This window comes from Sphingomonas sp. SORGH_AS_0950, assembly GCF_030818415.1.
Classification (GTDB): Bacteria; Pseudomonadota; Alphaproteobacteria; order Sphingomonadales; family Sphingomonadaceae; genus Sphingomonas.
Window position 1 is genome coordinate 2690139 of the sequence record NZ_JAUTAE010000001.1, and the last position, 24667, is coordinate 2714805.

A 24667-nucleotide genomic window follows, 5' to 3' on the forward strand; every position below is an offset into this window, starting at 1 on the left:
TCCAACGCAATGTGGGGCGGGCGCTTCGCAGAAGGTCCCGCCGCGGTGATGCGCGAGATAAACGCGTCCATCCCCTTCGACAAGCGACTGTGGAAACAGGACATCGCCGGGTCGAAAGCGCATGTCGCCATGCTGGGCAAACAGGGCATCGTCTCGGCCGAGGACGCCGCGACGATTTCCGCCGGGCTGGACCGGGTCGCCGAGGATTATGCCGCGAACGGCGTGGCCGAGGACCTGACCCTCGAAGACATCCATATGCAGACCGAGGCGAAGCTGGCCGCGCTGATCGGCCCGGTCGCGGGGCGGCTGCACACCGCGCGGTCGCGCAACGACCAGGTGGCGACCGATTTCCGCCTGTGGGTGCGCGACGCGATCGACGAGACGCTGACTGCGCTGGGCGCGCTGCGCGAGGCGTTGCTGATCCGCGCGGAAGAGCATGCCGACAGCGTGATGCCCGGCTTCACCCATCTGCAATCCGCGCAGCCGGTGACCTTGGGCCATCACCTGATGGCCTATCACGAGATGATCGTGCGCGACGCCAGCCGCTTCGCCGATGCGCGTGTGCGGATGAACCAGTGCCCGCTGGGCTCGGCGGCGCTGGCGGGGACGGGCTTTCCGGTCGATCGGCACATGACGGCGGCGGCGCTGGGCTTCGATGCGCCGACGCGCAACTCGCTCGATGCGGTCAGCGACCGGGACTTCGCGATCGACTATCTGCAGGCGGCGACCAACTGCTCGCTGCACCTGTCGCGGCTTGCGGAAGAATTCGTGCTCTGGGCGTCGCAGCCCTTCGGCTTCGTGGCGCTGTCCGACCAGTGGTCGACCGGCAGCTCGATCATGCCGCAGAAGCGCAACCCCGACGCGGCCGAACTGGTGCGCGGCCATGCCGGGCGGATCATGGGCTGCATGACCAGCCTGATGGTCACGATGAAGGGCCTGCCGCTCGCCTATTCCAAGGACATGCAGGACGACAAGCCGCCGGTGTTCGAGGCGCACGACCTGCTGGCGCTGTCGATCGCGGCGATGACGGGCATGATCCAGAGCGCGACCTTCCGCACGGAACGGATGCGCGGCGTCGCCGAGGCGGGCTTCTCGACCGCGACCGACCTGGCCGACTGGCTGGTGCGCGTCGGCGGCATCCCCTTCCGCGAGGCGCATCACATCACCGGTCGCGCGGTGAAGCTGGCCGAGGAGAAGGGCTTGATGCTGCACCAGTTGGGAATCGACGAGCTGACCGGCATCGACGCGCGCATCGATGAGCGCATCTATGACGTGCTGTCGGTCGACGCCTCGGTCGCCAGCCGGGTCAGCTTCGGCGGCACCGCGCCCGCCAATGTCCGCGCCGCCATCGCGACCGCGCGGGGCCTTCCCGCATGAGGCGGGCGCTCGTCCTGCTGGTCGCGCTGGGCCTGAGTGCTTGCGGCGCGGCCAACCGGCTGCAACCGCCCAAGGGCGAGCAACTGCCCGTCGCGCCGCGCGGCGCCACCGTCCGCCCCACGGCGCAGCAATTGCTGACGCCGACCCCCCAACAACGCCCGCAACGCTCCGACGAACTGATGACCCAGTCGCAGGAACGGCGTTCGGACGAATTTGATTTGCCCCCCCGCTGATGGACCATTTTCATTTCCAAGACGGCGAACTCCATGTGGAGGACGTGGCCGTGTCCCGGATCGCCGCCGAAGTCGGTACGCCGGTCTATATCTATTCCGCCTCGACCTTCCGGCGGCATGCGCAGGTGTTCCGCGAGGGGCTCAAGGGCCTGCCGCGCGTCCACCTGGCCTATGCGATCAAGGCGAACCCCAATCTCGCCGTGCTGCGCGTGCTGGCCGATGAAGGCTATGGCGCCGACGTCGTCTCGGTCGGCGAGATGCGCCGCGCGCTGGCGGCGGGGATGAAGGCGGAGGACATCGTCTTCTCGGGCGTCGGCAAGACGAAGCGAGAGCTGGTCGCCGCGCTGGAAGCCGGGATCGGCCAGTTCAACCTGGAGCTGGAGGAAGAAGGCGCGGTCCTGGCCGAGCTGGCGCATGAGCGCGGGCTGGTCGCCCCCGCCACGCTGCGCGTGAACCCGGACGTGGATGCGGGGACGCACGCGAAGATCTCGACCGGGCGCAAGGAGAACAAGTTCGGCGTGCCGATCGACCAGGCGCTGGGCATGTTCGACCGTCTGGCGGGGCTGCCCGGCATCGACCTGAAGGGTGTCGCCTGCCACATCGGCAGCCAGCTGGGCGATCTCGCGCCGCTCGAGGCCGCCTATAAGCGCGTCGGCGAGCTGGTCGCCGAGCTGCGCGGGGCGGGGCACCGCATCACCCGGGTCGATCTGGGCGGTGGTCTGGGCGTCCCCTACAAGCCCGGCGACGTGATGCCCGCCCCCGCCGCTTATGGCGAGATGGTGGCGCGCGTGACCAAGGACTGGGATGTCGAGCTGATGTTCGAGCCGGGCCGGGTGATCGCGGGCAATGCGGGCGTATTGGCGACCGAGGTCGTCTGGGTGAAGCCCGGCGTCGCCAACCCTTATGTCATCGTCGATGCGGCGATGAACGACCTGGCGCGCCCGGCGCTCTATGATGCCTGGCATGACTTCGTCGCGGTCCGGCCGACCGGCGAGACGATGATGGCGAATATCGCGGGGCCGGTCTGCGAGACGGGCGACACCTTCGCGATGAACCGCGAGATCGATGTGGTGAAGTCGGGCGACCTCGCCGTATTCCGCACCGCAGGCGCTTATGGCGCGACCATGGCGTCGACCTATAACAGCCGCCCGCTGGTGCCCGAGGTGATGGTCGAGGGCGACCGCTTCGCCGTCGTCGCCGACCGCATCGCCGCCGAGACGATCATCGCCGCCGAGCGCGTGCCGGAGTGGCTGAAGAAGTGATGCGCCGGGCGGGGTCGCCGTCTCAGCCGTCATCCCAGCGCAGGCTGGGATCTCTGACTGCTTTCGGAGCCTCCGTCGCCATAGGCCCCAGCCTGCGCTGGGGCGACGGTGCGGGGGCGGGGCGTTGAGCCTCGCCAGCCTGCCGCTGTTCGTCCGGCTGGGTGGCCGTCCGGTGATCCTGCTGGGCGAGGGCGAGCCCGCCGAGGCCAAGCGCCGCCTGCTCGACCGGGCGGGCGCGCTGGTCGTCGGTGAAGAGGCGCAGGCCGCGCTCGCCATCGTCGCGATCGAGGAGGAGGACGAAGCGCAGGCCGCCATCGCCCGGCTGAAGGCGCGCGGCGTGCTGGTCAATGCGGTCGATCGCCCGGCGGCGTGCGACTTCACCCTGCCCGCCATCGTCGAGCGGGGGCCGGTCATCGTCGCGGTCGGAACCGGCGGCGTGTCGGCCGGACTGGCGGCGGCGCTGCGCCAGCGGCTGGAGGCGTTGCTGCCCGCCGGGCTGGGGGCGCTGGCCGAGGGACTCTATGCGGCGCGGGCGGGTTTGCGCGCGCGCTTTCCCGACGGGGCGGAGCGGCGGCGGGCGATCGGGGCGGCGCTGTCGCCGGGCGGGCCGCTCGACCCGCTCAAGGCGGAGGGCGATGTCGCCGCCTGGCTGGCGGGGGCCGACCGGCCTGCGGCGCGGTTCGAGGCGTTCGTGCTGACCTCGACCGATCCCGACGACCTGACGCTGCGCCAGGCGCGCGCGCTCGCTGCGGCGGACCGGGTCTATCACCGCGCCGACGTGCCGGGCGCGATCCTCGACCGCGCGCGCGCCGATGCGGTGCGGATCGCCAGCGACACCGCCCCCGCCGATCCGGGCGAGGGGCAGGTGGTCGATCTGGCGATGGCCATCCCGGCATGACCGGCTTTGCCTATCGCGTCGATCAGGGCCAGGCGACGACGATCCCGATCCGCGAGGCGGTCGCGACCCAGGCCCGGCTGGTCTGGGTGCATCTGGAGACCAACGACGCGGTCGCGCAGCGCTGGCTGAGCGATTCGGCGCATGTCGCCGATTATGTCGTCGACGCGCTGACCGCGACCGAGACGCGCCCCCGGTGCGAGGCGGTGGGCGAGGGGGCGTTCGTCAATCTTCGCGGGCGGAGCAGCGAACCGCTCGACGGCTCCGACATGCTCGCCTCGGTGCGGATCTGGGCGGTGAAGGGCCGGGTCTATTCGGTGACGCGCCGTCCGCTGCTGGCGGTCGATCTGGTGCGGCAGGAGGTCGAGAAGGGCGCGATCGACGATCCCGGCGACCTGATCACCGCCTTCGCCACCGCGATCACCAACGATCTCGACCCCGATGTCGCGGGCCTGGGCGACGATCTGGACGATTGCGAGGAGCAGCTGGACGAACGCCGCGTCTTTCAGCTTCGCCGTACGGTCAGCCGGGTGCGCGTCGCCGCGATCGGCTATCGCCGCTTCCTCAACCCGCAGCGTGCGGCATTGGAGAAGCTGGCGGCGCTGCCCGGCGACTGGCTGGCCGATGACGACCGGCTGCACCTGTCCGCCGCCGCCGACCGCGCGGCGCGCATGGCCGAGGAGCTCGAGTCGATCCGCGAACGCTCGGCGCTGATCCACGAGACGCTGACCGACCTGCGCGCCGAACAGATCGACAATCGCGCGCTGGTCATCTCGATCGTGGCGATGGTGTTCCTGCCACTGACCTTCATCACCGGGCTGTACGGGATGAACGTCAAGAACCTGCCCTATGCCGAGGAGCCTTGGGCGTTCGACGCGATCCTGGGCGCCTGCGCGCTGATTGCGGCGGGGATCGTGATCTACTTCGTGCAGAAGCACTGGTTCCGGCGGTAGGTCATACCGCTTTACGGTCCCAACGGCCGTTCACGCTGAGCGAAGTCGAAGCGCACGTCCTGCGTTTTGCCAGGAACCCCCTGTCATCCCGTGGCCTTCGACGTCGCTCAGGCTGAACGGAGGGAAGGGATCCGGGGAGAAGCGGGGGAAAGGGCCTCAGCTGTCCTTCTTGGGGTTGTTCATCTTGCGCACCGTCTCCCACGCCTCGGCGATGTCGGCGATGCTGGCCGCGACGTTGCGGAACACCTGGGCGTTCTGGCCCAGCGAGGCGTCGACGATCTGCTTGCGCGCGCCGCCATAGAGCTTGGCGAAGGTGATCGACATCTCGCCGCCATTCTCGAAATCGAGCCCCGCCTCCAGCGCGAACAGGATCGCGGTGGCGCGCGTCACCCGCTCGCTCTTGCGCGCCAGCTGGCCATGCTCGGTCGCCCAGGCGGCGGAGCGGAGCGCGGCGACCAGTTCCTCGTAGAGAAGCGTGACCAGCGCGGGGCCATCGGCCATGGCGGTGCGGCCGACCACGTCGATCTGGCGATAGACGGCGGCAGGATCGGTCAGAAGGGCGGAGGCGTACGTCATCTCAATTGCCCTTCGTCCACATCTTCACCTGCTGGTCCATGAAACTCTGCACCGATTTATAGGCGGTGACCCGGCTGTTCATCTGCGCGAAGCGCGCGGTCAGCGCGTCGCTGGCCGTCTGGCGGGAGTCCGCCAGCTTGGTCTGCGCCAGGGCCGTATCCGATTTCTGCTGGGTCAGATTGTTATAGGAGGCGGTCAGGCCATAGATGCTGCTGGTCGACGACATCTGGATCGTGTTCATCTGGGCCGACAGGCCGATGACATTGTCGTCGCTGGCCCGGAACATCTTCTCGACCACGTCGGGATATTTGCTGAGCGCCTGCGACAGGCGGGTCTGGTCGACGGTCAGCGTGCCGTCCTTCTCGGTCTTCACGCCCAGATCGGCCAGGGTGAGCGGGGCGCCCGCCGCCGAATCGCCCGGCACCAGCTTGGTCGTGGTGATGGTCCGCAGCGTCTGGGCCAGCGAACGCGCGGCGGGGTCGGCGCGCAGCGAGCCGGTGATCGGATCGGTCGCCTTGGTGATCGCCTTCATATTGTCGTTGAAGGTCGACACGAAGTTGGACACGACATTGCTGAGCGCGGCGGTCGGCGACGAACCGGTCAGCGACACCGCCTTGCTGGTCACCGCCGACAGGGTCATGGTCACGCCCTGGACCAGATCGCTGACGGTGTTCGACGCGCGCTCCACGGTGACGCCGTCCATCGTGATGCTGGCATTGGCCGCGGTCGACGAGGTGGAGGTGCCGCTCGCATTGTTGCCCACGTTCAGCCGCGACAGGCCGGCCGTGTCGCCTTCGCTCGCGGTGATGGTGAAGCTGTTGTCCTTGCCGGTCGCGCCCGAGAAGGACAGATAGGCGTTGCCCGACGAATCGGTGATGACCGCGGCTTTGACGCCGGTATTGGCGGCATTGACCTTGGCCGCGAGCGCCGCCGGGGTCGAATCGGCGCTGTCGATGGTGACCGAAATCGCATCCTTCGACCCGACCTTGATCGACAGGCTCCCCGTGCCCAGCGAGGCGGTCGAGGAGTAGGAGGACTTGGTCGAGGAGACCTGCGCGGTCGCGAGCGCGTTGATGGTGATCGACTTGGACATGCCCGCCAGCTTGGCGCCCGCCGAGGTGGTGACGGACAGGCTGTTGGGGTCCGAACTGACCGCCTGCGTCGCGAGCGTCCCCCCCTTTGCCAGCGAGGCGAGGGCGGAGGCGAAATCGGTGATGCTGCTCTTGATCGAGGACACGTCCGAAATCTGCGAGGTCAGCGTGTCCGACTGGGTCTTCAGCGCCGCCGTCTTCGCGGCGAACTGGGCCTCGATCAGCGCGGGGACGACCGACGACAGGTCGATGCCCGATCCCGTCTGCAGCGAGTTGAACAGCGCCTGGGCGGCCGTCTTGGTGGTGCTGGCGGTCGTACTGGTCGTCGTACTGGTCGACGACGCGGTCACGGAAACATCAGTCATCGGCAATCCTTCGGCACGCGCCCGACATCCTTAACGACCGCCTGCGTCCGAACTTTAGGCGGATGCGGCGAATGGAGCGCGGCGATCACGGCCTTGCCCCTCATGGCTGGGCCACGCCGTTTTCGTCGAAGCGGGCGCCCTCCGGCACTTCGACCGGCGGCTGGGCGGTGCCGCCCGCGCCCGCATTGAGCCCGAAGACGAAGGCCAGGACGACCGCGATCGCCTGATACAGGTCGGCGCGCACTTCCTGCCCCTCGCGGCTGGTATAATAGACCGCGCGGGCGAGCTGCGGATATTCCAGCACCGGCGTGTCGAGTTCGGCGGCGAGCTCGCGGATCGCCAGCGCGGTGGCGCCGCGACCCTTGGCGACGACGACCGGCACCTCGTCTTGGCCCCGCTCGTAGCGCAGCGCGACCGCGAAATGGGTCGGGTTGGTCAGGATGACATGCGCCTCCTGCACCGCCGCGCGCACCGCCCGGCGCGACATCTCGCGCTGCTTGCCGCGGATATGCGCCTTGGCCTCGGGGTTGCCTTCGCTTTCCTTATGCTCGTCCTTGACCTCCTGCTTGGTCATCTTGAGCTTGGACATCAGCTGGAAGATCTGGATCGGCACGTCGAAGCCCGCGATCAGGACCAGCCCCATGCCCATCACCAGCAGGATGGTGGTGAAGGTGCCGCCGAGCGAGCCGATCGCGCTGTTCAGGTCGGACTGGGCCAGCCCCATGGTGGTGCGCGACGAGCGCCACAACAGGACGCCGCCGATCGCGCCGAGCAGCACGACCTTGAGCAGCGACTTGCCCAGCTCGGTCCAGCCCTGCATCCCGAAGATGCGCTTCAGCCCCGAGGCGGGGTTGAGCTTGGACGGCTTGGGCGCCAGCGCCTTGGCGTTGAAGTGGAGCGAGCCCAGCCCCGCCTGCGACGCGATGGTCGCGACGATGGTCACCGCGAACAGCGAGGCGAGCGAGGGCAGCAGCTTCCATCCCGCCTCCATCAGCGGGCGGAACGGCTCGAAATCCTCGACATCGGCATGGGTGAACTGGAAACTGGTCGCCATCACCGCCTTGCACGCGCCGAGCAAGGTGGGCCCCGCGAACATCAGCCAGGCGATACCCGCCATCATCACCAGGGCCGCCGCCAGATCGCGGCTGCGCAGCACCTGCCCGTCGTCGCGCGCTTTGTCGCGACGCTTTTGGGTTGGGGCTTCTGTTTTCTCGCCGCCCTCCGACATCAGCCGATCACCAATGTTTCGGTGGCGGACAGCGCCTCGCGGATGATCACGAGCATGTAATCGCCCATGGCGGGGAAGGCGACGGCGATGGCGATCACCCCGACGCCGAGCGCGGCGGGCAGGCCCACCGAGAAGAGGTTGAGCGCAGGCGCGGCGCGGCTCATCATGCCGACCACCAGGTTCAGGCAGAGCAGCAGGAACCCGACCGGCAACGCCAGCAGCAGCCCGGCGAGGAACGCATAGCCGCCGAACAGCGCGATCGCCTTGAACTGCGCCGGGGCCATCCAGGCCTGGCCGGGGGGCAGCGCCTCATAGCTTTTCACGATCGTCTCGACGAGCACCAGATGCCCGTCGACCGACAGGAACAACAGGGTCAGCATGACGGTGAAGAACTGACCCAGCGCCTGGGTCGAACGGCCGTTGAGCGGATCGATGGTCGCGGCGAAGTTGATCCCCATCGACCCGCCGATCAGCTCGCTGGCGACCAGCGGGGCGGTGAACGCGACCTGGAGGATCAGCCCCAGCGCCAGCCCGACGATCGCCTCGGCCGCGACCGACAGGATGGTGGGGACCGAGAAGATGACCGGCGGCGGCACCACCGGATGGACCGAATGGACGAGGAAGGCGATGGCCCCGGCCAGGCTGATCCGGACGGGCAGGGGGATCGACACCGCACCGAATACGGGCGCGGTGATGAACGCCGCCCCGATGCGGATCATCAGGAACAGGATCGCCCAGGCCTGCGGCTCGATCGAGAGGCCGAAGCCCAGCATGTTACTTTACAAGATCCGGGATGCGCTCGAACATGCTGACGGTGAAATCGCTCAGCAGCCCGACGATCAGGCTGCCGAAGATCAGGATCGAGACGGCGACGACGATCAGCTTGGGGACGAAGGACAGCGTCTGCTCGTTGATCGAGGTCGCGGCCTGGATCATGCCGATCACCAGACCCGAGACGAGCACGGGCAGCAGGATCGGCGCGGCGGCGAGCGCCAGCACCCACATGGTCTGGTTGGCCAGCGTCAGGAAATATTGGGCGTCCATGATGCGGTCTTTGTCCCGTGTGGGTCAGGGTTTCCCATGGCCTTCGACTTCGCTCAGGCTGAACGGGGTTATGGTCCGAAAATGGTTAACGAAGGCCTTCCGCTGCGGCCATTCAGGCTGAGCCGATGAGGGGAGGGGGCTCTTCCCTGCAGCCGTTCAAGCTGAGCGAAGTCGAAGCCCACGCCCCACCCCTCAAGTCGCGAAACTGTTCGCCAGACTGCCCATGGTCAGCGCCCATCCGTCGACCAGCACGAACAGCAGCAGCTTGAACGGCAGCGAGATGATCGAGGGCGACAGCATCATCATGCCCAGCGCCATCAGCACGGTGGCGACCACCAGATCGATGACGATGAAGGGCAGGAAAATGAGAAAGCCGATCTGGAACGCGGTCTTCAACTCCGAGGTGACGAAGGCGGGCAGCAGCACGGCATAGGGAATGTCGTTGGGGCTGGCATAGGGACCCGACTTGGCCATTTCGGCGAACATCGTGACGTCCTTCACCCGCGTCTGCTTGGCCATGAAGGCGTGGAGCGGGGCGCCAGCGGTCTTGATCATCTCGGTGCCGGGCAGGCGACCCTCGGCATAGGGCTGGATCGCGTTCGCGTTGATCTGGCTGATGGTCGGCGCCATGATGAACAGCGACAGGAACACCGACAGGCCGATCAGCACCTGGTTGGGCGGGGTCTGTTGCAGGCCCAGCGCCTGGCGCAGGATGGCGAGCACGATGACGATCCGGGTAAAGCTGGTCATCATCAGGATGATGCCCGGTAGGATCGTCAGCAGGCCCATGATGATGAGGACCTGGAGCGACAGGCTCAGCGAGCCCGAACCGCCATTGGCGCCGCCGCCCAGCTGGCCCAGCGCGCGGTCGACCGCGTCGCCGACCCCCGGTGCGGGGGCGGCGGCGGGTGTCGCCTGGGCGAAGGCGGGCATCGCGATGACCAGCGCCAGCAGCAGCGCGAGCAGGATCCATAGCGGCTTCAGGCTGCGGCGCGGCGCACCCTGGCTATGGGCGCGGATCAGCGCGGGGCCGGTGCCGCGACGGGTGACGGAAATGCTCATTGGTCGAACGATGTCGGCTTGGGTGCGAAGCGCGAGACGAAGTCGCCGCGACGCGGGGGCGTGGGCGGCACGGGCGCGGGGGCAATCGGGGCCTGGCCCTTGCCCTCCACCTTGTCGACCAGCTGGACGCCGCCGCGCCCGACCGAGACGAGCAGGTTGCGCCCCTCGAACTCGATGACCGCCAGCCGCAGGCCGGGCGAGATCATCATCGTCTCGCGGACATGGATCAGCCGCGTCGCGGGACGGCCCGGCATCCGGCTCTCCAGCCGCCGCCACAGATACAGGCACCCGATCATCAGCCCGCAGATCAGCGGCAGCAGGACGGCGAGCTTCAGGATGTAGGACCAGAGCATCGGGGGGATCAGCCGCGCTTGTCGGGGTTGACCAGCTCGGTCATGCGCACGCCGAAACGGTCGCCGACCGTCACCACCTCGCCACGGCCGATCAGCGTGCCGTTGACCAGCACGTCGAGCAGTTCGTTGGCCTGGCGGTCCAGCTCGATCACGCTCGATTCGGACAGCGCCAGCAGCTCGCGGAGCGACAGCTGGGTCGAGCCGATCTCGACGGTCAGCTTGACATCGACATCCTGGAGCAGCCGGAAATTGGCGGCGACCGACGTGTCGACGGGGAATCCCCCGGCCATATCGTTCATTCTACGGGTCCTTCGTGGAAATTCTGCGCCAGACCTTCGGCCGAGCGGGCAAGCGAGGTGAGCTGGACGGCGGCGCGACCATTGGCGGTGCCGACCGTGCCCATGCCGAGCAGGTCACCGCCGACCATCACCGGCACTTCCGGGGCCGAAGCTGATCGGGATCACGTCGCCGATCTTCAGCTCCATCAGGCGGCTGAGCGAGACGACGGGTTCGGCCAGCACCGAGCGGACCGGGAAACGCACCGTCATTACCGCGCGGGTCAGGTCGCCGCGCCAGGTCGGATCGGCCTCGGCCTGCTTGTCGACGACCTTGCCGGTCAGCGCCGAGCCGTGCGGCTTCAGGGCGGCGACCGGATAGAGGATGTCGAGCATGGTCGGGCGGCGGTTATGCCCCGCAATGCCGAAGCGGGTGACGATCATCGCATCCTCGCCCTCCAGGCCCGGCAGCATCGCGGGCGAGGATTCGGGCGGGCCCGCGGTGAACTCGATCCGGGCGAGCGATTCCCAGGCGCGGCGCAGCGGCTCGGCCATCATGCCGCCCAGGCGGCGGATCATCGCGTCGGCGGCGGGCGAGAACTCGCCGGGCAGCGTGTCGGGCGCGGTGCCGTTCCCGCCGAACAGCAGGTCGATCAGCGACAGGCTGAACCCGCCCTCCAGCACGCACAGCGCATGGGCATTGTCCTGGATCGCGGGGCCGCCGACCGACACCATCGCCATCGGCAACCACGCGCTCAGGCCGTCGCCGCGCTCCGCGCGATAGTCGGAAAAACGCTGGACGACCAAAGGCTCGGCCCAGCAGCGCAGCTCTTCGCGAAGAAGCGATTCGAACAGCCCCCGCAGCGACCGCGCGAGGCGCGCGGACAGATGCTGCATCGTGTGCAGGTCGCCGAACGGATTGAGCTTCGTCGTCCCCAGCACGCCGTGATCGGCGCTTTGGGGACGAAGACGCTCGCGTTCGTCGGCCTGGGCGGGGGCGTTAACCATGCCTCACTGAACAACGAAATTGGTAAAGTAGACGTTAGCGATACCCCCGAATCCCTCCTTTTGCCGAAGAATCTCGTTGATCGCGTCGACCAGCTTGCGTTGCAGCTGGCGCTTGCCCTCGCTGCTGAACACCTGTTCCTCATTGGCATCGCCCAGCGCCATCAGGATCGCCGAGCGGACCGCCAGGTCGTTGGTCTTCAGATTGTTGATGACCGTGTCGTCATAGGGGGTCGACACCGCCAGCCCGACCTGGATGACATGCACCGAGTCGCGCAGGTTCGAGGTGAAGTCCTTGGGCATCTCGTAATAGTTGGACGCATAGCGTTCGCCGCCGTCGCCGACCGGGGTCGGCATGCCGACATGCTCCTTGGCCTCGCCGCCTTCGCCGCCCTCGCCGCCGCCATGGCCGCCGCCCTCGCCGCCTTCGCTCTCGCCGCCTTCACCCGCGCGCTTCTGCTCGGACTTGGGCACCAGCTTGGGGCCGGGGTGGTTGGCCTCGGCCTCGGCCTCGCCATGGTCCTCTTCCTTGGCATGGCCGCCGCCGATCAGGCCCGAATTGGCGGCATAGAGCCCCGCGCCGACGCCCCCGCCCAGCAGGACGAGCACGCCGACCACCATCACGATGATCTTGCCCAGCTTGCCCTTCTTCTTGGGCGCCTTCTCTTCGGTTTCCTTGGCGTCGCTCATGTCTCAATCCTCAGGCGATTCGGGTGGTGGCGTCGGCGGGGGCATCCCCGGCGTCGCTGGAGGCCGTCCCCCCGGCAAGCGCCGGGCGGGTGGGCAGAACGGGTTCGGGCTGGCGCTGCGGCTGGCGCTCGCCGCCGCCGCCGCCCGACTGGCCCAGATCGACCGCCGTCTGGCCCAGCCGCATGCCCTTTTCCTCGGCAAGCCGGGCGAGCGTCGGCTGCGCATCGGCGAGCATCGTCGCGGTCTGCGCCTGGTCGGCGGTGAAGTGGATATGCGTCGCGCCGTCCTCATGGCGCAGCGCGACCGCGATGCCGCCCAGCGCGTCGGGGGACAGCTGGATTCGGGTGTCGGCAGTGGCGGCGTCCTCGCGCATCCGCTCGATCCGGTCGATCATGCCCTGCGGCCAGTGGCCTTGCGTCATGTCGAGCGGGGCCTGCTCGGCGCCCGTCATCGCCGCGACCGGCGCGGCGGTCAGCGAATCGGCGCGGGTCAGCGTCGCGGGGTCGATGGCGCCCAGCCCCGTATCCTTGCGGCGGCCGGACCGCTCCTCGGGTTCGTCCTGCGCCGCGCGCATGGCGCCGGCGAACAGCTGGATGGCGGGCGCGGTCTGGCCCGTCTGCAGGATCGGGGCGGAGGCTTCGGCGGTCGGCGGCGCGGCGAGCGGCACCGCCTGCGCCGTGGCGGCAAAGCGCGCCGGCACGTCCGAGCGTAGCGCCGGGCCCTGCTCCCGAGTGGCTTGGGTCACGGTCGAATCGGTCGACATGGCCGCCAACGCCGCTTCCCCCGTCGAGCGGAGGGTGGACCCCGTACCGGAGGGCAGGGGGGCGGTGGTCCGTGTCGCGGATGCCGTGGTCGCAAGGGCCTGCCCATCGCCGGGAGCGGCCATCGCCTGTGCCGGTATGTCCGCAGCGACCGGCAGGACTCTGGACGGGAAGCGGGGCGCCTTCGCCAAGCCTGTCGTGTCGCTCGACGCGACCGCATTGGCGGTTACCGTCCCGTCGCCGGAAGTCGCCATCGCCCGTGCCGGTATGTCCGCAGCGACCGGCAGGGCTTCGGACGGGAAGCGGGGCGCCTTCGCCAGGCCTGTCGTGCCGCTCGACGCGACCGCATCGGCGGGTGCCGTGCCGTCGCCGGTGGAGGCGGCCACGGGCATCGCCTGTTCCGGCGAAACCGGCATGGTGGCGAGCAGCGTCGTGATCGGGGCGGCCGAGGCGCGTACCGCATCGGTCGGCGCCGCCACGGTCGTCTCTTCGACCGGAAGGATCGGGAGCGGGGGCACCGCCATCGGCAAGAGGGTGGCGTCGCTCGGCAAGGGCTTGCCGTCCTTGTCCGTCTCGCTGCCGCTCCCGGCGGTCTCGCCGCCGGTCTTGCCCTTGCCCTGTTTCGCGGCCTCGCCCGTCTCCGCCGTGGCGTCCCCGCCCATGCCGGGCACCAGCGCGAACAGCATCGCGAAGGCGGAGCTCATCGCATTGCCCGCGCCCGCCGTCAGCGACGAGCGGACGGCGGAGGGGCCGGAAGCGGGGACGGAGGCGAGGGGCGACATCATGACAGACATGTCAGCAAGGTTCGTGCCGATTGCGCCGGTTGCCGCCGCTGGACGGCATGTCCTCCAGCGCGCGCATCTCGGCACGGATCGCGGCGAGGCGCGCGCGGTCGAGCAGCTTCTCGACCGCCGTCTGGTCGCGCTTGGCGGCCTTGGTCTGTTCGCCCGCATGGGCGGCGCGCTGTTCGGCGACCTGGATGCGCATGGTCGCGGCATCGGCCGATTCGAGCAGCCGGTTGCGGAAATGCGCATTGGCCATCAGCGACCCCGCCGAGGCGCTGGCGGTCGGGGCGGGGGATACCGCCTCGATCAACTGGCCGATACGCTGGGAGAGTTGCTGTTCGGTGGCGACGCGTTCCTGCGCGCGCGCTTCCTCCGCCATCGTCAGGTTGAGTTGCAGCGTGCGGACCCGGTGGAGCCGGTTCAGCATCGTCTGTTGCCGGGATGCCATGGATGTCCCCCTTTACCGGGCTCAGCCGAGCGGCTGGCCGAAAATGCCCACCAGTTCCTCGACCGCATGGTCGAGCGGCACGACCTCGTCGGCGTCCTGCCGGATATATTCCATCACCGCCGGATGGCAGGCGATGGCGGCGTCGATCGCGGGATCGGCGCCGGCGCGATAGGCGCCCATCAGGACGAGATCGCGGTTTTCCTCATAGGTCGCCAGATGACGACGCAGCGTCCGCGCGGCCTGGGCATGGGGCTTGCCGACGATGTCGGTCATCACGCGGCTGACCGAGGGGCCGATGTCGATCGCGGGATAGACGCCGCGCTCGGCGAGATGGCGGTTGAGCACGATATGCCCGTCCAGGATCGAGCGCGCCGAGTCGACCACCGGGTCGTTGCCGTCGTCGCCGTCCGCCAGCACGGTGTAGATGGCGGTGATCGATCCCGGCCCATGCGCATCGGCGCCCGCCCGCTCGATCAGATTGGGCAGCATCGCGATGGCCGAGGGCGGATAGCCGCGCGCCGAGGCGGGTTCGCCCAGCGCCAACCCGATCTCGCGCCCGGCATGCGCGACGCGGGTCAGCGAATCCATGATGAGGAGGACCTTCTTGCCCTCGGCACGGAACGCCTCGGCAATGGCGGTCGCCCGCAATGCGCCGCGAATACGCAACACCGGCGAATGGTTGGCGGGCACCGCGACCACCACCGAGCGCGCGCGTGCCTCGCCCGCGACCTTGGTTTCCAGGAAGTCGGCGACCTCGCGGCTGCGCTCGCCGATCAGGCCGATGACGATGACGTCGGCGCGCGCGGCGCGGACCATCATGCCCAGCAGCACCGACTTGCCGACACCCGATCCCGCCATGATGCCGACGCGCTGGCCTTGGCCGATGGTCAGCAGGCCGTTGATCGCGCGCACGCCGACATCCATCGGCTCCAGCACGCGACCCCGGTCGAGCGGCGACTGCATCCGGCCCGCCAGCGGCCAGCGGCCCGCGCCGCGAATGGGGCCCAGGCCGTCGATCGGCTTGCCCGATCCGTCGACCACGCGGCCGAGCATCGCCGCGCCCACTTCCGCCTCGCCCGGGGGGCCGAGCGGGCGCACCGGCGCGCGCGGGAGCAGGGGGGCGGGGCCGCCCAGATTCATCATCAGCGTGCGGCCGTTGCGGAAGCCGATCACCTCGGCCTCGACGCACGATCCGCCCTTCTCGCCGATCGCGCAAACCGTGCCGACCGGCAGCGAGAGGCCGACCGCCTCCATCAGCAACCCGTCATAGGAGGCCAGCCGCCCCGCCACCACGGGACGCGGCGCAAAATCGGCCTGGGCCAGCGTATCGAGATAATCGGCGGTGAAACGGTTCAGCATTGGGGAACGGGCACCTTGTCGATCGCGGCGGAAAGCTGGTCGAGCCACAGCGAGGGGCCGTCCTCGACGATGGTGGACGCGCTTTCGAGGACGAAGCCGCCGCGCTCCACCGCGGGGTCGCCGACCGGGAAGACGGTCTGGGGCAGGCGCCCTTCGAGCAGCGCGACATCGTCCGGATGGACGCGCAGCATCGCGGCTTCCTGCGTATCGGCGAGCAGGTCGATCGCGGCCTCGATCCGGCCGGTCAGCCGGTCGGCATCGACGCCGATTTCGCCCACCAGCTTGCCGACCAGGGCGAGGACGGTCTGGCGCAGCTGTTCGGCCATCATCGACCGGTCGACGCGCGAGGACAGCGCCTGCGCGATCGCATCGACCATCCGGCCGTCGCGCGCCTCGGCCTCGGCCCGCGCCTGGAACTGCGCGGCGGCGGCGGCCAGCCCGGCGGCATAGCCCTCGGCATGACCGGCGTCGTGCGCGGCGGTGATCGGATCGATTGCAGGGGCCGCCGCGTCCTCGCACGCCGCGAACGGGTCCCAGCCCTCGGTCGGGTCCTGGTCGCGATTGGCGGGGTGGAAGTGGCGCGGTTGCCCGTCGGCCTGCCGGGGCGCGCCGCCGGTCTGGCCCGCGCCCGTGCCCGCCGGTCCCTGCGGCCGGAAGGAGATCGGCCCCGAACCCAGGTCGATGCCCAGTCCCGCCATGTTGGACGGCGCGAAGCCGCCCGGCGGGGCGAAGGCCTGGTGCAGCGCGGCTGCGGCGGCATTCTGGCGTGCGGAGAAACCCGCGACGAAATCAGACATAGTCGTCCTCGCCTCCGCCCATCATGATCGTGCCTTCCTTGGCGAGATTGCGCGCGACGGTGATCATCGCCTTCTGCGCCTCGAGCACCTCGGACAGCTTCATCGGCCCGCGCGACTCGATCTCGTCACGGATACCCGCCGCCGCCCGCGCCGACATGCAGCCCAGGAAGCGTTCGCGGGCGGCCTCTTCGGCGCCCTTGAGCGCGCGGGTGAGGATTTCGCCATCGACGTTGCGGATGAGCGTGCCCAGATTCTTGTCGTCCATGTCGAGCAGGTTCTCGAAGATGAACAGCGCCTCCTCGATCTGCTTGGCGACGTCGCGGTCGATCTTGAACAGCTTGGGCATGACCCGCTGCTCGGTCGCCTTGCGCGCGCTCGACAGGATCTTGGCCGCCTCGCGCGAACCGCCCAGCGCCAGACCCTGGCCGCTGCCGCTGCCCTCGCTCCAGCGCTTGAGGATCTCGTTCAGCGTGTCGATCGCCTGCGGCGTCACCGGCCCCAGCCGCGCGACGCGGTGGAGGATGTCGGGCTGCATCACGTCGGGAAGCAGTTCCAGCACCTTGCCCGCGACGGCGGGATCGCAATTGGCGATCAGGACCGCGCCGATCTGCGGATGTTCCTTCTCGACGATCTTGGCGATGTCGACGGGATCGAGCCAGCCGAGCATCTCGATCTCGCACTGCGCCTCGGCGGGCACGATGCGCGACAGCACGCTGCCGGCGCGTTCGGGGCCGAGCGCGCGGTTCATCAGATTCTCGACGATCGGCTTGGGCTGGAACGCGATCGAGGCGCGGGCGCGGGCACAGCCGACGAAATCGTCCAGGACGAAGCCGACATCCTGCTCGCTGACATCGGCGATCGAATACATCGCCTTGCCCAGTTCGCGGACCTCGTCGGGCTCCAGCTTCTGGAGGATCGCGGCGGCTTCTTCCTCGCCTACCAGCATCATCAGGACCGCGGCGCGCTCGACACCCGAATAGACGCGCCCTTCTTCGGCAGAAGCCATTATTGCTGCGCCTCCGAACGGATCATGTCGCGGACGGCCAGCGCGGCGCGCGCCGGATTGTCACGGGTGAAGCCGCGCACCTTGGTGATGCGATCGCTGAAATTGTTCGTGTCCTCGATCTCGTCGAGCGTCACGGCGGGCGGCTGCGTGCCGATCATGCCGGGCAGGGGCTGGCCGTCCGCGCCGACCCACACCGGCTGGCCATCGGGACCGATCCGCACGGGTTCGCCGTTGGGGCCGATCACCGGCTGGCCATCGGCGCCCATCAGCACTTCGCCGACACCCTGGCCCGCGCCGTCGGCGGCGCCCATGGGCAGCGCCTTGGCCGCCTCGGCTTCGGCCTTCTTGCGGGTCATCGCCTTGACCAGCGGACGCACGCCCAGCAGCAGGACCAGCAGCGCGATGACCAGCGCGGTGGCATTGCGGGCGACGATCGGCAGCCAGCTATTGTCGTACCAGGCGCGCTTGTCGTCCAGGCTGGCGTCGGCGAACTTTCGGCTGATGACGGTGACATTGTCGTTGCGCTGCTGGTCGAAGCCGACCGCCGACTTCACCAGGTCGGAAATCTGGCTGATCTCCATCTGGCTGCGCTTGCCGGTGGCGGGATCGCGCAGCAGGACCGCGACGGTCAGCCGCTTGATCGAACCCGGCGTGGCCCGCGTCACCGAAACCTCCTTGTTCAGGTCGTAGGCGCGCTGGAAGGCGTCGGACTGCTTTTCCGGATTGAGGCCCGGACCACCGGCGACCGGCTTGCCATCGGCGGGCGGGTTGCCGCTCGCGCCGTTCGCGGGTTGGGGCTGTTGCAGCGTGCTGGCGGGCGGCGGCGTGTTGGACAGCGCGCCGGGGATGCCGCCGGGGGTGGTCGGGTCCTTCTGGTTGCCGGTCCAGTTGCCGGTTTCGGCCCGCAGCGCGCCGTCCTTGTCGTAACGCTCGCTCGTGGCGCTGGTCTCGTCGAGATTGACGTCGGCCTGCACCTCGGCGGTGAAATTGCCCGCGCCGACCAGCGGGGTCAGCAGCTGGATCAGCTGGGTGCGGTATTTCTCTTCCATGCGGCGCTGGAAATCGATCCGGCGATCGTCACCGGTCGCGCCGTCGGCGCCCTTCTTGGACAACAGGCCACCCATCTGGTCGACCACGGTCACATCCTCGGGCTTCATGCCGGGCACCGACGAGGCGACGAGGTTGACGATCGACTGGACCTGCGATTCCGACAGCGAGCGCCCGGCGTTCAGCTTGAGCACCACCGAGGCGGAAGGCGAGGACTTGTCGCGGATGAAGGGCGAGGCGTCGGGCGTGGCGAGGTGCACGCGCGCCTCGGCCACCGCGTCGATCTCCTCGATCGAGCGGGCCAGTTCGCTCTCGCGCGCCTGGCGAAGCCGTTCGCCCTCGACCGCGCGGCTGACGCCCATCGGCAACTGGTCGAGGATCGCATAGCCGCCGGGCGCCTGCTTCGGGAGCCCCTGACCCGCCAGCAGCATCCGCGCCCGGGAATAATCCTCTTCGTTGACGGTCAGCGCGCCGGTGCCGTCGTTGATCTTGCTCTTGATGTTCGCCGCCGACAGCGCGGTCGTCACCGCCTGCTTGTCCGCGTCCGACAGATTCTCGAACAGCGTCTTCTGCGTCGGGCTGGACAGCGCCATCCAGGCGAGCGCGGCGGCCGCGATCAGCCCGATCAGCAGCGCCATCGGCGCGGAGCGGCGGACGGCGGGCTGCGCCATCACCGACTTGATCTGGCGAAGCGGGTTGGCGAACTTTTCCGGCAGCGGCGGCAGGGCCGGTGCGGGATTGGTCGATGCGGGGGTGAGGGCAGTGCTCATCTTACACCGGCATGCTCATGATGTCCTTGTAGGCGGACAGGAGTTTGTTGCGGACCTGCAGCGTCGCCTCGAACCCGACCGACGCCTGCTGGCGGGCCATCATCACCTTGGCGATGTCGACGGTTTCGCCGCGTTCGTAGGATTCGGACAGGCGGGCGGCCTGTTGCTGGCCCTCGTTCACGCCCTTCAGCGCGGACTCCAGCGTGTCGGCGAAGGTCGCCGGCGCCGCCGGGGCTTGAGTCTGGGCGGCCTGTGCCGCCTGGTTGGCACCGGCCTGGCTTGCCGCCTTGAGCGCCTGATTGCGTTCCAGGATCTGGGCACGAAGCGCCATCACCCGGTCGACGCTCATCGCGCCGCCGACACCGCCGACGCTCATGCCATCATGGCCCGGCTAGAGGGACGGATGATCTCCTCGCCCTGCTCGCGCGCCTTGGCGAGGCGGTAGCGCAGCGTGCGCTCGGAAATGCCCAGGCGCTTGGCGGTCTCGACCCGGTTGCCGCCGCACGCGGCCAGCATCTCGCGGATCGCGGCGAATTCGCTCATCTGCACGACCTTGCCCAGCGTGGCTTCCGCGGTCGTCACGGTCAGCGGCATGTCATCGGTGTCGTTGGCGACCATCGGGCGGTCGAACACGATATGCTCGGCCTCGATCGTCGCACCGCCCGCGAAGAGCAGCGCGCGCTGGATCACATTCTCCAGCTCGCGGACATTGCCGGGCCAGTTGTGCATCGCCAGCTTCTCGATCGCGGCGGTGCTGGGCCAGGGCATCACGGTGCGGCCCGCGGCGTGGCGCAGGATCATCGTCGCGGCGAGCGCGGGAATGTCCATGCGGCGCTCGCCCAGCGCCTTGGTGGTCAGCGGGAAGACCGACAGGCGGTAGTAGAGGTCGGCGCGGAACCGGCCCGCCGCCACTTCGGCCTGGAGGTCGCGATTGGCGCAGGCGATGACGCGGACATCGACCGACTGCGGCATCGACGCGCCGAGCGGGATCACTTCGCGCTCCTGGAGGACACGGAGCAGCTTGGCCTGGAGCTGGAGCGGCATCTCGGCGATCTCGTCGAGGAGCAGCGTGCCGCCGTCCGCCGCGCGGAAGAAGCCTTCGCCCGCCTGCGCCGCGCCGGTGAACGCGCCCTTCTGGTGGCCGAAGAGCAGTGCCTCGAGCATCGACTCGGGCAGGGCCGCGCAATTGATCGCGACGAAGGGCTTGGCCGCGCGGGCCGACTGGGCGTGGATGGCGCGGGCCACCACTTCCTTGCCGGTGCCGGTCGGGCCGTTGATGAGGACGGTGATGTCCGACTGGGCGACGCGCTCGGCCAGGGTGAACAGCGCCAGGCTCTCCGGGTCGGCGGCGGTCGGCACGGTCGGCCCGGCGACCAGTGCGCGCACGAAGCTGTTGCCCACACCCGCTTCTGCCGCCGAATAGGTCACGGTGGCGGGGCGGCCGGCGCTTGCCGGGACGATGGCGGGGACCGGGCCGTCGATGACGACGACCGAGCGTGCCGGATGCTCGACCGGGTCGCCCTCGGCCAGCAGGAACATGTCCCCGGCCTGGGGAACAGCACCCGACTCGGCGATCGCCAGGCCCTGGGCACGCAGCGCGGAAATCAGCGCGTATTTCTGCTTAACCAGCGCAGCGGAGGGGAAAATCGACGACATCGGGCTTGAGTCCTTTCGTGACTCTCCAATGCCCCTTCTTTGGTAAAACCGTGGTTAATGCGGCAACGCGAACGGCAAGTTTTTTCCGGGCGCGACGCGCGCCCGTATGTGTGCTCGCGACGCCCGGCTGCGCGCGCGACCGTTCCGGCAAAACCGGCAAGCCAACCGGCAAAAATTTGCATGCCACCGGCTAAAGCCTGCCGGAAAGCGGCCGTTACTCCACTCGGCGGCTCGGTGATCCAGAGGGGACACAGACGGATCGCCGAGCAGATTTGGAGACATCACATGACCGTTATTGCCAGCAATATCAGTGCATTGCGTGCTACCGCCGCGTCGACCTCGGCGTCCTTGGCCCTCAGCAGCTCGATGGAGCGCCTGTCGACCGGCCAGCGCATCAACTCGGCAAAGGACGACGCCGCCGGTCTGGCGATCAGCAACTCGATGACCGCGCAGATCAAGGGCATGGCGCAGGGCATCCGCAACGCCAATGACGGCATCTCGATGGCGCAGACGGCCGAAGGCGCGCTGAACGAGGTCAGCAACATGCTGCAGCGCATGCGCGAGCTGAAGGTCCAGTCGTCGAACGGCACCTATTCGGCCGACGACAAGAAGAACATCACCAACGAGCAGACGACGCTCGCCGATCAGATCAGCTCGGTCGTGAAGAACACCAAGTTCAACGGCACGGCGCTGTTCAATGCGGCCTCCACGGTCTCGATCCAGACCGGCGCGACCAGCAGCGATACGGTCTCGATCAATCTGCGCGACATGACCGCGAGCTATCAGGCCGGCACCGGCGGCGCGGCCGACACGGGTTCGAAGCTGAGCGCGGTGGTCGATTTCGCCCCGGCTTCGGGTTCGACCTCGCTGAAGTCGGACACGCTGGACAATTACGACGCCGCGATCGCCGACGTGTCGAAGATCCGCGCGGGCCTGGGTGCCACCCAGAACCGTCTCCAGTCGGCGGTCAACAGCGCGACCTCGAACATGACCAACCTGTCCGAAGCGCGCAGCCGCATCCAGGACACCGACTTCTCGGAAGAAACCACCGCGCTCGCCAAGGCGCAGATCCTGAGCCAGGCGTCCACCGCGATGCTGAGCCAGGCCAACCAGTCGCAGCAGGGCGTGCTGAAGCTCCTCGGCTAACGCCCTGGGCGAATGCCGACCGCGGTTATCCCCTCGGTCGCGGAAGGTGGACCCCCCGGTACCTTATAATAGGGTGCCGGGGGGCTCCGCCCGAAAAAACGCGCCCAAACGACTCTTTTCTCTAAAGTCTGGTCCCAGGCGGTCGTTACCCGTCTTGGCAGCTCGACCTTCGCCTTGGGGGCGGCGGAGAGCTCCGGCTTTGGAGAACGACCATGACGGTTATCGCCAGTAATATTTCGGCGTTACGCGCGTCGAGCGCCAACGGCGCCGCATCGGAAGCGCTGAATGTATCGATGGAGCGCCTGTCGACCGGCAAGCGAATCAATTCCGCGAAGGACGACGCCGCCGGCCTCGCCATCGCCGCCTCGATGTCGGCGCAGGTGCGCGGCATGAACCAGGCCATCCGCAATTCCAATGACGGCATCTCGATGGCGCAGACCGCCGAAGGTGCGCTCCAGGAAGTGAGCAACATGCTCCAGCGGATGCGCGAACTGGCGGTGCAGAAGGCCAACGGCATCTATTCGACCAACGACAAGGCGAACATCACCTCGGAACAGAACGCCCTGGCGGCACAGGTTTCGACGATCCTTCGCAACACCCAGTTCAACGGGCAGAAGCTGCTGAACGGCACCGCGGGCAATTCGGGCGCGGTCCAGATCCAGGCGGGCGCGAACACCAGCGACGCCATCACCATGAATTTCAGCGACCTGACGACGGCGACCGAAATGACCAACGTCATGGTCCTGGGCGATCCGAATGCCAGTCCGCCGACCGACAGCTCGGTGAAGTCCACGGCGACGCTCGAGAATTTCGACTCGGCCATCGGCAAGGTCGCCAATATCCGCGCGGGCCTCGGCGCCACGCAGAACCGGCTCCAGTCGGCGGTCAACAACCTGACCTCCAACGTCACCAACCTGACCGATGCGCGCAGCCGTATCGAGGACACCGATTTCTCGGCCGAAACCACCGCGCTCGCCAAGGCCCAGATCCTGAGCCAGGCATCGACCGCGATGCTGAGCCAGGCCAACCAGTCCCAGCAGGGCGTGCTCAAGCTGCTCGGCCAGTAACACCCGGTTCCTGAGCGCCCCGGCACCGCGCCCCCACTCGGGTGACGGGGCCGACCGGCCGCGAGTCCCTCGCCAGGCCGGTTTGCAGGACAAACCCCGGCGGCCTCCGTGCCGCCGGGGTTTACTCATGTCCGCGCTCAATCGGCGCGCAGCACCAGCGCGGGCGAGGTCCGCCCCGCCCGCCACGCGGGATAGAGGCTGGCCAGCACCGCCCCCGCCACCACGCTCAGGCCGATCGCGGCCAGCTCGGTTCGCGAAATCCCGATCGGCAAGGACAGAAAGACGTCCCATTCCGCCTGCCGCGCGGGGGACAGATGGCGCACCGCAGCGACGATCGCGGCGCGCTGGGTCAGCAATCCGGCCGCCAGCGCCAGGCCGACGCCCGCGCCGGTCAGCGCGATGATGCTGCCGACCGTCGTGAAGATCCGCGCGATGCTCGCCACCGACACGCCCATCGTCCGCAGGATCGCGATCTCGCGCCGCTTGGCCCGCGCCAGCAGCGTCATCGACGACAGGATGTTGAACAGCGCGACCAGGGTCACCAGCCCGACCGCGATCGTCATCCCAATCTTTTCGGTGACGAGCGCGGCGAGCAGCGCGCGATTCGCCTGCCGCCAGCTGGTGATCGGATAGCCGGGGCCGAGTCGCCTGCGGATCGCCGCCGCGACCGCCGCCTCCCGCGCGGGGTCGCTCAGGACGACGGCGATCCGGCGGGTGACGGCGGCGTCGTCCTTCAGGATGGGCAGCGAATCGAGCGGGGCGAACACCGTCACCCGGTCGCTCCCCTTGTCCTCGTCGGGATAGAAGGCGGCGACCCTCGCGTCGAACAGGTCGAGCGACGGCATATGGTCGGGGCCGAGCCGGACCCGGCCGATCGCGATGGTATCGCCGGGGAACAGCCCCAGTTGCAGCGCGGCATCCTGTCCGATCGCGACCGCGTTCGCCGGGTCCGGGCTATGGGCCAGCGCCGACCGCATCGTCGGGACCAGCCGGGCGAGCGTCGCCGGGTCGCGACCCTGCAACTGGATGGGGGTGATCCGCCCGTCGATCGACAGCGCGGCGGTAAGCTCGCGAATCGGCTCGGTGCGCGCGACGCCGGGCAGGTGCGCGATGACGGCGGCGACCTGGCCCTCGGTCATCGCGGCACGGGCGGGGACGGTGACGCTGAGATGGCCATCGACCGGCGCGACGCTGTCGGCCAGCCTGGTCTGTGCGCCGTTCATGACCGCGATGACCAGCACCAGCGCGGCGACGCCGATCATGACGCCGGTGCATCCGATCGCGGCGACCAGCAACACCAGCCGCCCGCCCGCGCCCGGCCACAGATAGCGTGCGATCAGTCGGCGTTCATGGCGTGCGAACATCGGCGTCCCCGGTCATCGGGGACGCGCTTAGAGGAAGATGGCGCCATCGGAA

Annotated in this window: 27 protein-coding genes; 7 read left to right on the plus strand and 20 right to left on the minus strand. The window is 68.8% G+C overall.

What is annotated here, in order from left to right:
* Window positions 1-9 precede the first annotated feature (9 nt).
* From argH to QE385_RS11920, 5 genes are all read left to right on the plus strand, one after another.
* Window positions 10-1377 carry an argininosuccinate lyase gene (gene argH / locus QE385_RS11900; RefSeq protein ID WP_307104706.1) on the plus strand — a complete coding sequence of 456 codons (1368 nt, stop codon included), beginning with the start codon at window positions 10-12 and terminating at the stop codon, window positions 1375-1377.
* The gene (locus QE385_RS11905) at window positions 1374-1610 is read left to right on the plus strand and encodes a hypothetical protein (RefSeq protein WP_307102074.1); all 237 of its coding nucleotides are present in this window, start codon (window positions 1374-1376) and stop codon (window positions 1608-1610) included. Before argH ends, QE385_RS11905 begins: the two co-directional genes overlap by 4 nt.
* Complete coding sequence (gene lysA, locus QE385_RS11910) at window positions 1610-2872, plus strand: diaminopimelate decarboxylase (protein ID WP_307102076.1); 1263 nt, start codon at window positions 1610-1612, stop codon at window positions 2870-2872. Before QE385_RS11905 ends, lysA begins: the two co-directional genes overlap by 1 nt.
* A gap of 124 nt (window positions 2873-2996) precedes the next feature.
* Complete coding sequence (locus QE385_RS11915) at window positions 2997-3770, plus strand: bifunctional precorrin-2 dehydrogenase/sirohydrochlorin ferrochelatase (RefSeq protein WP_307102077.1); 774 nt, start codon at window positions 2997-2999, stop codon at window positions 3768-3770.
* On the plus strand, window positions 3767-4720 hold the full coding sequence (locus QE385_RS11920; RefSeq protein ID WP_307102079.1) for a zinc transporter ZntB: 954 nt from the start codon (window positions 3767-3769) through the stop codon (window positions 4718-4720). The genes QE385_RS11915 and QE385_RS11920 overlap by 4 nt, the downstream gene beginning before the upstream one ends.
* 156 nt (window positions 4721-4876) lie before the next feature.
* Here the strand turns inward: QE385_RS11920 and QE385_RS11925 are convergent, their stop codons facing one another.
* From QE385_RS11925 to QE385_RS12015, 19 genes are all read right to left on the minus strand, one after another.
* A complete protein-coding gene (locus tag QE385_RS11925) occupies window positions 4877-5296 on the minus strand; it encodes a flagellar protein FliS (protein WP_307102081.1) in 420 nt (139 codons plus the stop codon).
* Window position 5297: 1 nt separating this feature from the next.
* Window positions 5298-6752 (minus strand): flagellar filament capping protein FliD, encoded by a 1455-nt coding sequence (fliD, locus tag QE385_RS11930; protein WP_307102084.1) that lies wholly within the window; start codon window positions 6750-6752, stop codon window positions 5298-5300.
* A 100-nt stretch (window positions 6753-6852) separates the two neighbouring features.
* Window positions 6853-7980 carry a flagellar biosynthesis protein FlhB gene (gene flhB / locus QE385_RS11935; protein ID WP_307102086.1) on the minus strand — a complete coding sequence of 376 codons (1128 nt, stop codon included), beginning with the start codon at window positions 7978-7980 and terminating at the stop codon, window positions 6853-6855.
* Window positions 7980-8753, minus strand: coding sequence for a flagellar biosynthetic protein FliR (gene fliR, locus QE385_RS11940; RefSeq protein ID WP_307102087.1), 774 nt, complete (start codon window positions 8751-8753; stop codon window positions 7980-7982). The genes flhB and fliR overlap by 1 nt, the downstream gene beginning before the upstream one ends.
* Window position 8754: 1 nt before the next feature.
* Window positions 8755-9024: a flagellar biosynthesis protein FliQ gene (gene fliQ / locus QE385_RS11945; protein ID WP_307102089.1), complete on the minus strand. Its 270-nt coding sequence runs from the start codon at window positions 9022-9024 to the stop codon at window positions 8755-8757.
* Between the two features lie 192 nt (window positions 9025-9216).
* Entirely contained in the window at window positions 9217-10086 is an 870-nt protein-coding gene (fliP, locus tag QE385_RS11950) for a flagellar type III secretion system pore protein FliP (RefSeq protein ID WP_307102091.1), read from the minus strand.
* Window positions 10083-10439 carry a flagellar biosynthetic protein FliO gene (locus QE385_RS11955; RefSeq protein WP_307102093.1) on the minus strand — a complete coding sequence of 119 codons (357 nt, stop codon included), beginning with the start codon at window positions 10437-10439 and terminating at the stop codon, window positions 10083-10085. Before QE385_RS11955 ends, fliP begins: the two co-directional genes overlap by 4 nt.
* An 8-nt stretch (window positions 10440-10447) precedes the next feature.
* Window positions 10448-10738 (minus strand): flagellar motor switch protein FliN, encoded by a 291-nt coding sequence (fliN, locus tag QE385_RS11960; protein ID WP_007406148.1) that lies wholly within the window; start codon window positions 10736-10738, stop codon window positions 10448-10450.
* Window positions 10735-10869 carry a hypothetical protein gene (locus tag QE385_RS11965; protein ID WP_307102094.1) on the minus strand — a complete coding sequence of 45 codons (135 nt, stop codon included), beginning with the start codon at window positions 10867-10869 and terminating at the stop codon, window positions 10735-10737. Before QE385_RS11965 ends, fliN begins: the two co-directional genes overlap by 4 nt.
* Window positions 10853-11722 carry a flagellar motor switch protein FliM gene (locus QE385_RS11970; protein ID WP_307102096.1) on the minus strand — a complete coding sequence of 290 codons (870 nt, stop codon included), beginning with the start codon at window positions 11720-11722 and terminating at the stop codon, window positions 10853-10855. Before QE385_RS11970 ends, QE385_RS11965 begins: the two co-directional genes overlap by 17 nt.
* A gap of 3 nt (window positions 11723-11725) precedes the next feature.
* Window positions 11726-12409 carry a flagellar basal body-associated protein FliL gene (gene fliL / locus QE385_RS11975; RefSeq protein ID WP_307102099.1) on the minus strand — a complete coding sequence of 228 codons (684 nt, stop codon included), beginning with the start codon at window positions 12407-12409 and terminating at the stop codon, window positions 11726-11728.
* 10 nt (window positions 12410-12419) lie between these two features.
* Entirely contained in the window at window positions 12420-13955 is a 1536-nt protein-coding gene (locus QE385_RS11980) for a flagellar hook-length control protein FliK (protein WP_307102101.1), read from the minus strand.
* A 10-nt stretch (window positions 13956-13965) separates the two neighbouring features.
* Window positions 13966-14403, minus strand: coding sequence for a hypothetical protein (locus QE385_RS11985; protein ID WP_307102103.1), 438 nt, complete (start codon window positions 14401-14403; stop codon window positions 13966-13968).
* A gap of 21 nt (window positions 14404-14424) precedes the next feature.
* Window positions 14425-15762, minus strand: coding sequence for a FliI/YscN family ATPase (locus QE385_RS11990; RefSeq protein WP_307102105.1), 1338 nt, complete (start codon window positions 15760-15762; stop codon window positions 14425-14427).
* Window positions 15756-16559, minus strand: coding sequence for a FliH/SctL family protein (locus QE385_RS11995; RefSeq protein WP_307102107.1), 804 nt, complete (start codon window positions 16557-16559; stop codon window positions 15756-15758). The genes QE385_RS11990 and QE385_RS11995 overlap by 7 nt, the downstream gene beginning before the upstream one ends.
* Window positions 16552-17565 carry a flagellar motor switch protein FliG gene (gene fliG / locus QE385_RS12000; RefSeq protein ID WP_307102109.1) on the minus strand — a complete coding sequence of 338 codons (1014 nt, stop codon included), beginning with the start codon at window positions 17563-17565 and terminating at the stop codon, window positions 16552-16554. The genes QE385_RS11995 and fliG overlap by 8 nt, the downstream gene beginning before the upstream one ends.
* Entirely contained in the window at window positions 17565-19382 is a 1818-nt protein-coding gene (gene fliF / locus QE385_RS12005) for a flagellar basal-body MS-ring/collar protein FliF (RefSeq protein ID WP_307102111.1), read from the minus strand. The genes fliG and fliF overlap by 1 nt, the downstream gene beginning before the upstream one ends.
* Before the next feature lies 1 nt (window position 19383).
* Entirely contained in the window at window positions 19384-19758 is a 375-nt protein-coding gene (gene fliE / locus QE385_RS12010; RefSeq protein WP_307102113.1) for a flagellar hook-basal body complex protein FliE, read from the minus strand.
* A complete protein-coding gene (locus tag QE385_RS12015) occupies window positions 19755-21038 on the minus strand; it encodes a sigma-54-dependent Fis family transcriptional regulator (protein WP_307102115.1) in 1284 nt (427 codons plus the stop codon). The genes fliE and QE385_RS12015 overlap by 4 nt, the downstream gene beginning before the upstream one ends.
* 285 nt (window positions 21039-21323) lie before the next feature.
* Here QE385_RS12015 and QE385_RS12020 point away from each other — a divergent pair, with 285 nt between their 5' ends.
* Both QE385_RS12020 and QE385_RS12025 read left to right on the plus strand, forming a co-directional pair.
* Window positions 21324-22184 carry a flagellin gene (locus tag QE385_RS12020; protein ID WP_307102118.1) on the plus strand — a complete coding sequence of 287 codons (861 nt, stop codon included), beginning with the start codon at window positions 21324-21326 and terminating at the stop codon, window positions 22182-22184.
* A gap of 212 nt (window positions 22185-22396) precedes the next feature.
* Window positions 22397-23251, plus strand: a complete 855-nt coding sequence (locus QE385_RS12025; RefSeq protein WP_307102121.1) for a flagellin — start codon at window positions 22397-22399, stop codon at window positions 23249-23251.
* 137 nt (window positions 23252-23388) lie between these two features.
* Here the strand turns inward: QE385_RS12025 and QE385_RS12030 are convergent, their stop codons facing one another.
* Window positions 23389-24615, minus strand: coding sequence for an ABC transporter permease (locus tag QE385_RS12030; RefSeq protein ID WP_307102123.1), 1227 nt, complete (start codon window positions 24613-24615; stop codon window positions 23389-23391).
* Window positions 24616-24667: the final 52 nt, after the last annotated feature.

Bases quoted from the DNA above. Each gene is read 5' to 3' on its own strand.
- QE385_RS12025 (WP_307102121.1), top strand. From the start codon at position 22,397: ATGACGGTTATCGCCAGTAATATTTCGGCGTTACGCGCGTCGAGCGCC.
- argH (WP_307104706.1), top strand. From the start codon at position 10: ATGTGGGGCGGGCGCTTCGCAGAAGGTCCCGCCGCGGTGATGCGCGAG.
- fliF (WP_307102111.1), bottom strand. From the start codon at position 19,382: ATGAGCACTGCCCTCACCCCCGCATCGACCAATCCCGCACCGGCCCTG.
- lysA (WP_307102076.1), top strand. From the start codon at position 1,610: ATGGACCATTTTCATTTCCAAGACGGCGAACTCCATGTGGAGGACGTG.
- QE385_RS12030 (WP_307102123.1), bottom strand. From the start codon at position 24,615: ATGTTCGCACGCCATGAACGCCGACTGATCGCACGCTATCTGTGGCCG.
- fliD (WP_307102084.1), bottom strand. From the start codon at position 6,752: ATGACTGATGTTTCCGTGACCGCGTCGTCGACCAGTACGACGACCAGT.
- QE385_RS11995 (WP_307102107.1), bottom strand. From the start codon at position 16,559: ATGTCTGATTTCGTCGCGGGTTTCTCCGCACGCCAGAATGCCGCCGCA.
- QE385_RS11955 (WP_307102093.1), bottom strand. From the start codon at position 10,439: ATGCTCTGGTCCTACATCCTGAAGCTCGCCGTCCTGCTGCCGCTGATC.
- fliR (WP_307102087.1), bottom strand. From the start codon at position 8,753: ATGCTGGGCTTCGGCCTCTCGATCGAGCCGCAGGCCTGGGCGATCCTG.
- QE385_RS12015 (WP_307102115.1), bottom strand. From the start codon at position 21,038: ATGTCGTCGATTTTCCCCTCCGCTGCGCTGGTTAAGCAGAAATACGCG.
- fliQ (WP_307102089.1), bottom strand. From the start codon at position 9,024: ATGGACGCCCAATATTTCCTGACGCTGGCCAACCAGACCATGTGGGTG.
- QE385_RS11925 (WP_307102081.1), bottom strand. From the start codon at position 5,296: ATGACGTACGCCTCCGCCCTTCTGACCGATCCTGCCGCCGTCTATCGC.
- QE385_RS11980 (WP_307102101.1), bottom strand. From the start codon at position 13,955: ATGATGTCGCCCCTCGCCTCCGTCCCCGCTTCCGGCCCCTCCGCCGTC.
- QE385_RS11990 (WP_307102105.1), bottom strand. From the start codon at position 15,762: ATGCTGAACCGTTTCACCGCCGATTATCTCGATACGCTGGCCCAGGCC.
- QE385_RS11985 (WP_307102103.1), bottom strand. From the start codon at position 14,403: ATGGCATCCCGGCAACAGACGATGCTGAACCGGCTCCACCGGGTCCGC.
- QE385_RS11970 (WP_307102096.1), bottom strand. From the start codon at position 11,722: ATGGTTAACGCCCCCGCCCAGGCCGACGAACGCGAGCGTCTTCGTCCC.
- fliG (WP_307102109.1), bottom strand. From the start codon at position 17,565: ATGGCTTCTGCCGAAGAAGGGCGCGTCTATTCGGGTGTCGAGCGCGCC.
- flhB (WP_307102086.1), bottom strand. From the start codon at position 7,980: ATGTCGGAGGGCGGCGAGAAAACAGAAGCCCCAACCCAAAAGCGTCGC.
- QE385_RS11905 (WP_307102074.1), top strand. From the start codon at position 1,374: ATGAGGCGGGCGCTCGTCCTGCTGGTCGCGCTGGGCCTGAGTGCTTGC.
- QE385_RS12020 (WP_307102118.1), top strand. From the start codon at position 21,324: ATGACCGTTATTGCCAGCAATATCAGTGCATTGCGTGCTACCGCCGCG.
- fliN (WP_007406148.1), bottom strand. From the start codon at position 10,738: ATGAACGATATGGCCGGGGGATTCCCCGTCGACACGTCGGTCGCCGCC.
- fliP (WP_307102091.1), bottom strand. From the start codon at position 10,086: ATGAGCATTTCCGTCACCCGTCGCGGCACCGGCCCCGCGCTGATCCGC.
- fliE (WP_307102113.1), bottom strand. From the start codon at position 19,758: ATGAGCGTCGGCGGTGTCGGCGGCGCGATGAGCGTCGACCGGGTGATG.
- fliL (WP_307102099.1), bottom strand. From the start codon at position 12,409: ATGAGCGACGCCAAGGAAACCGAAGAGAAGGCGCCCAAGAAGAAGGGC.
- QE385_RS11920 (WP_307102079.1), top strand. From the start codon at position 3,767: ATGACCGGCTTTGCCTATCGCGTCGATCAGGGCCAGGCGACGACGATC.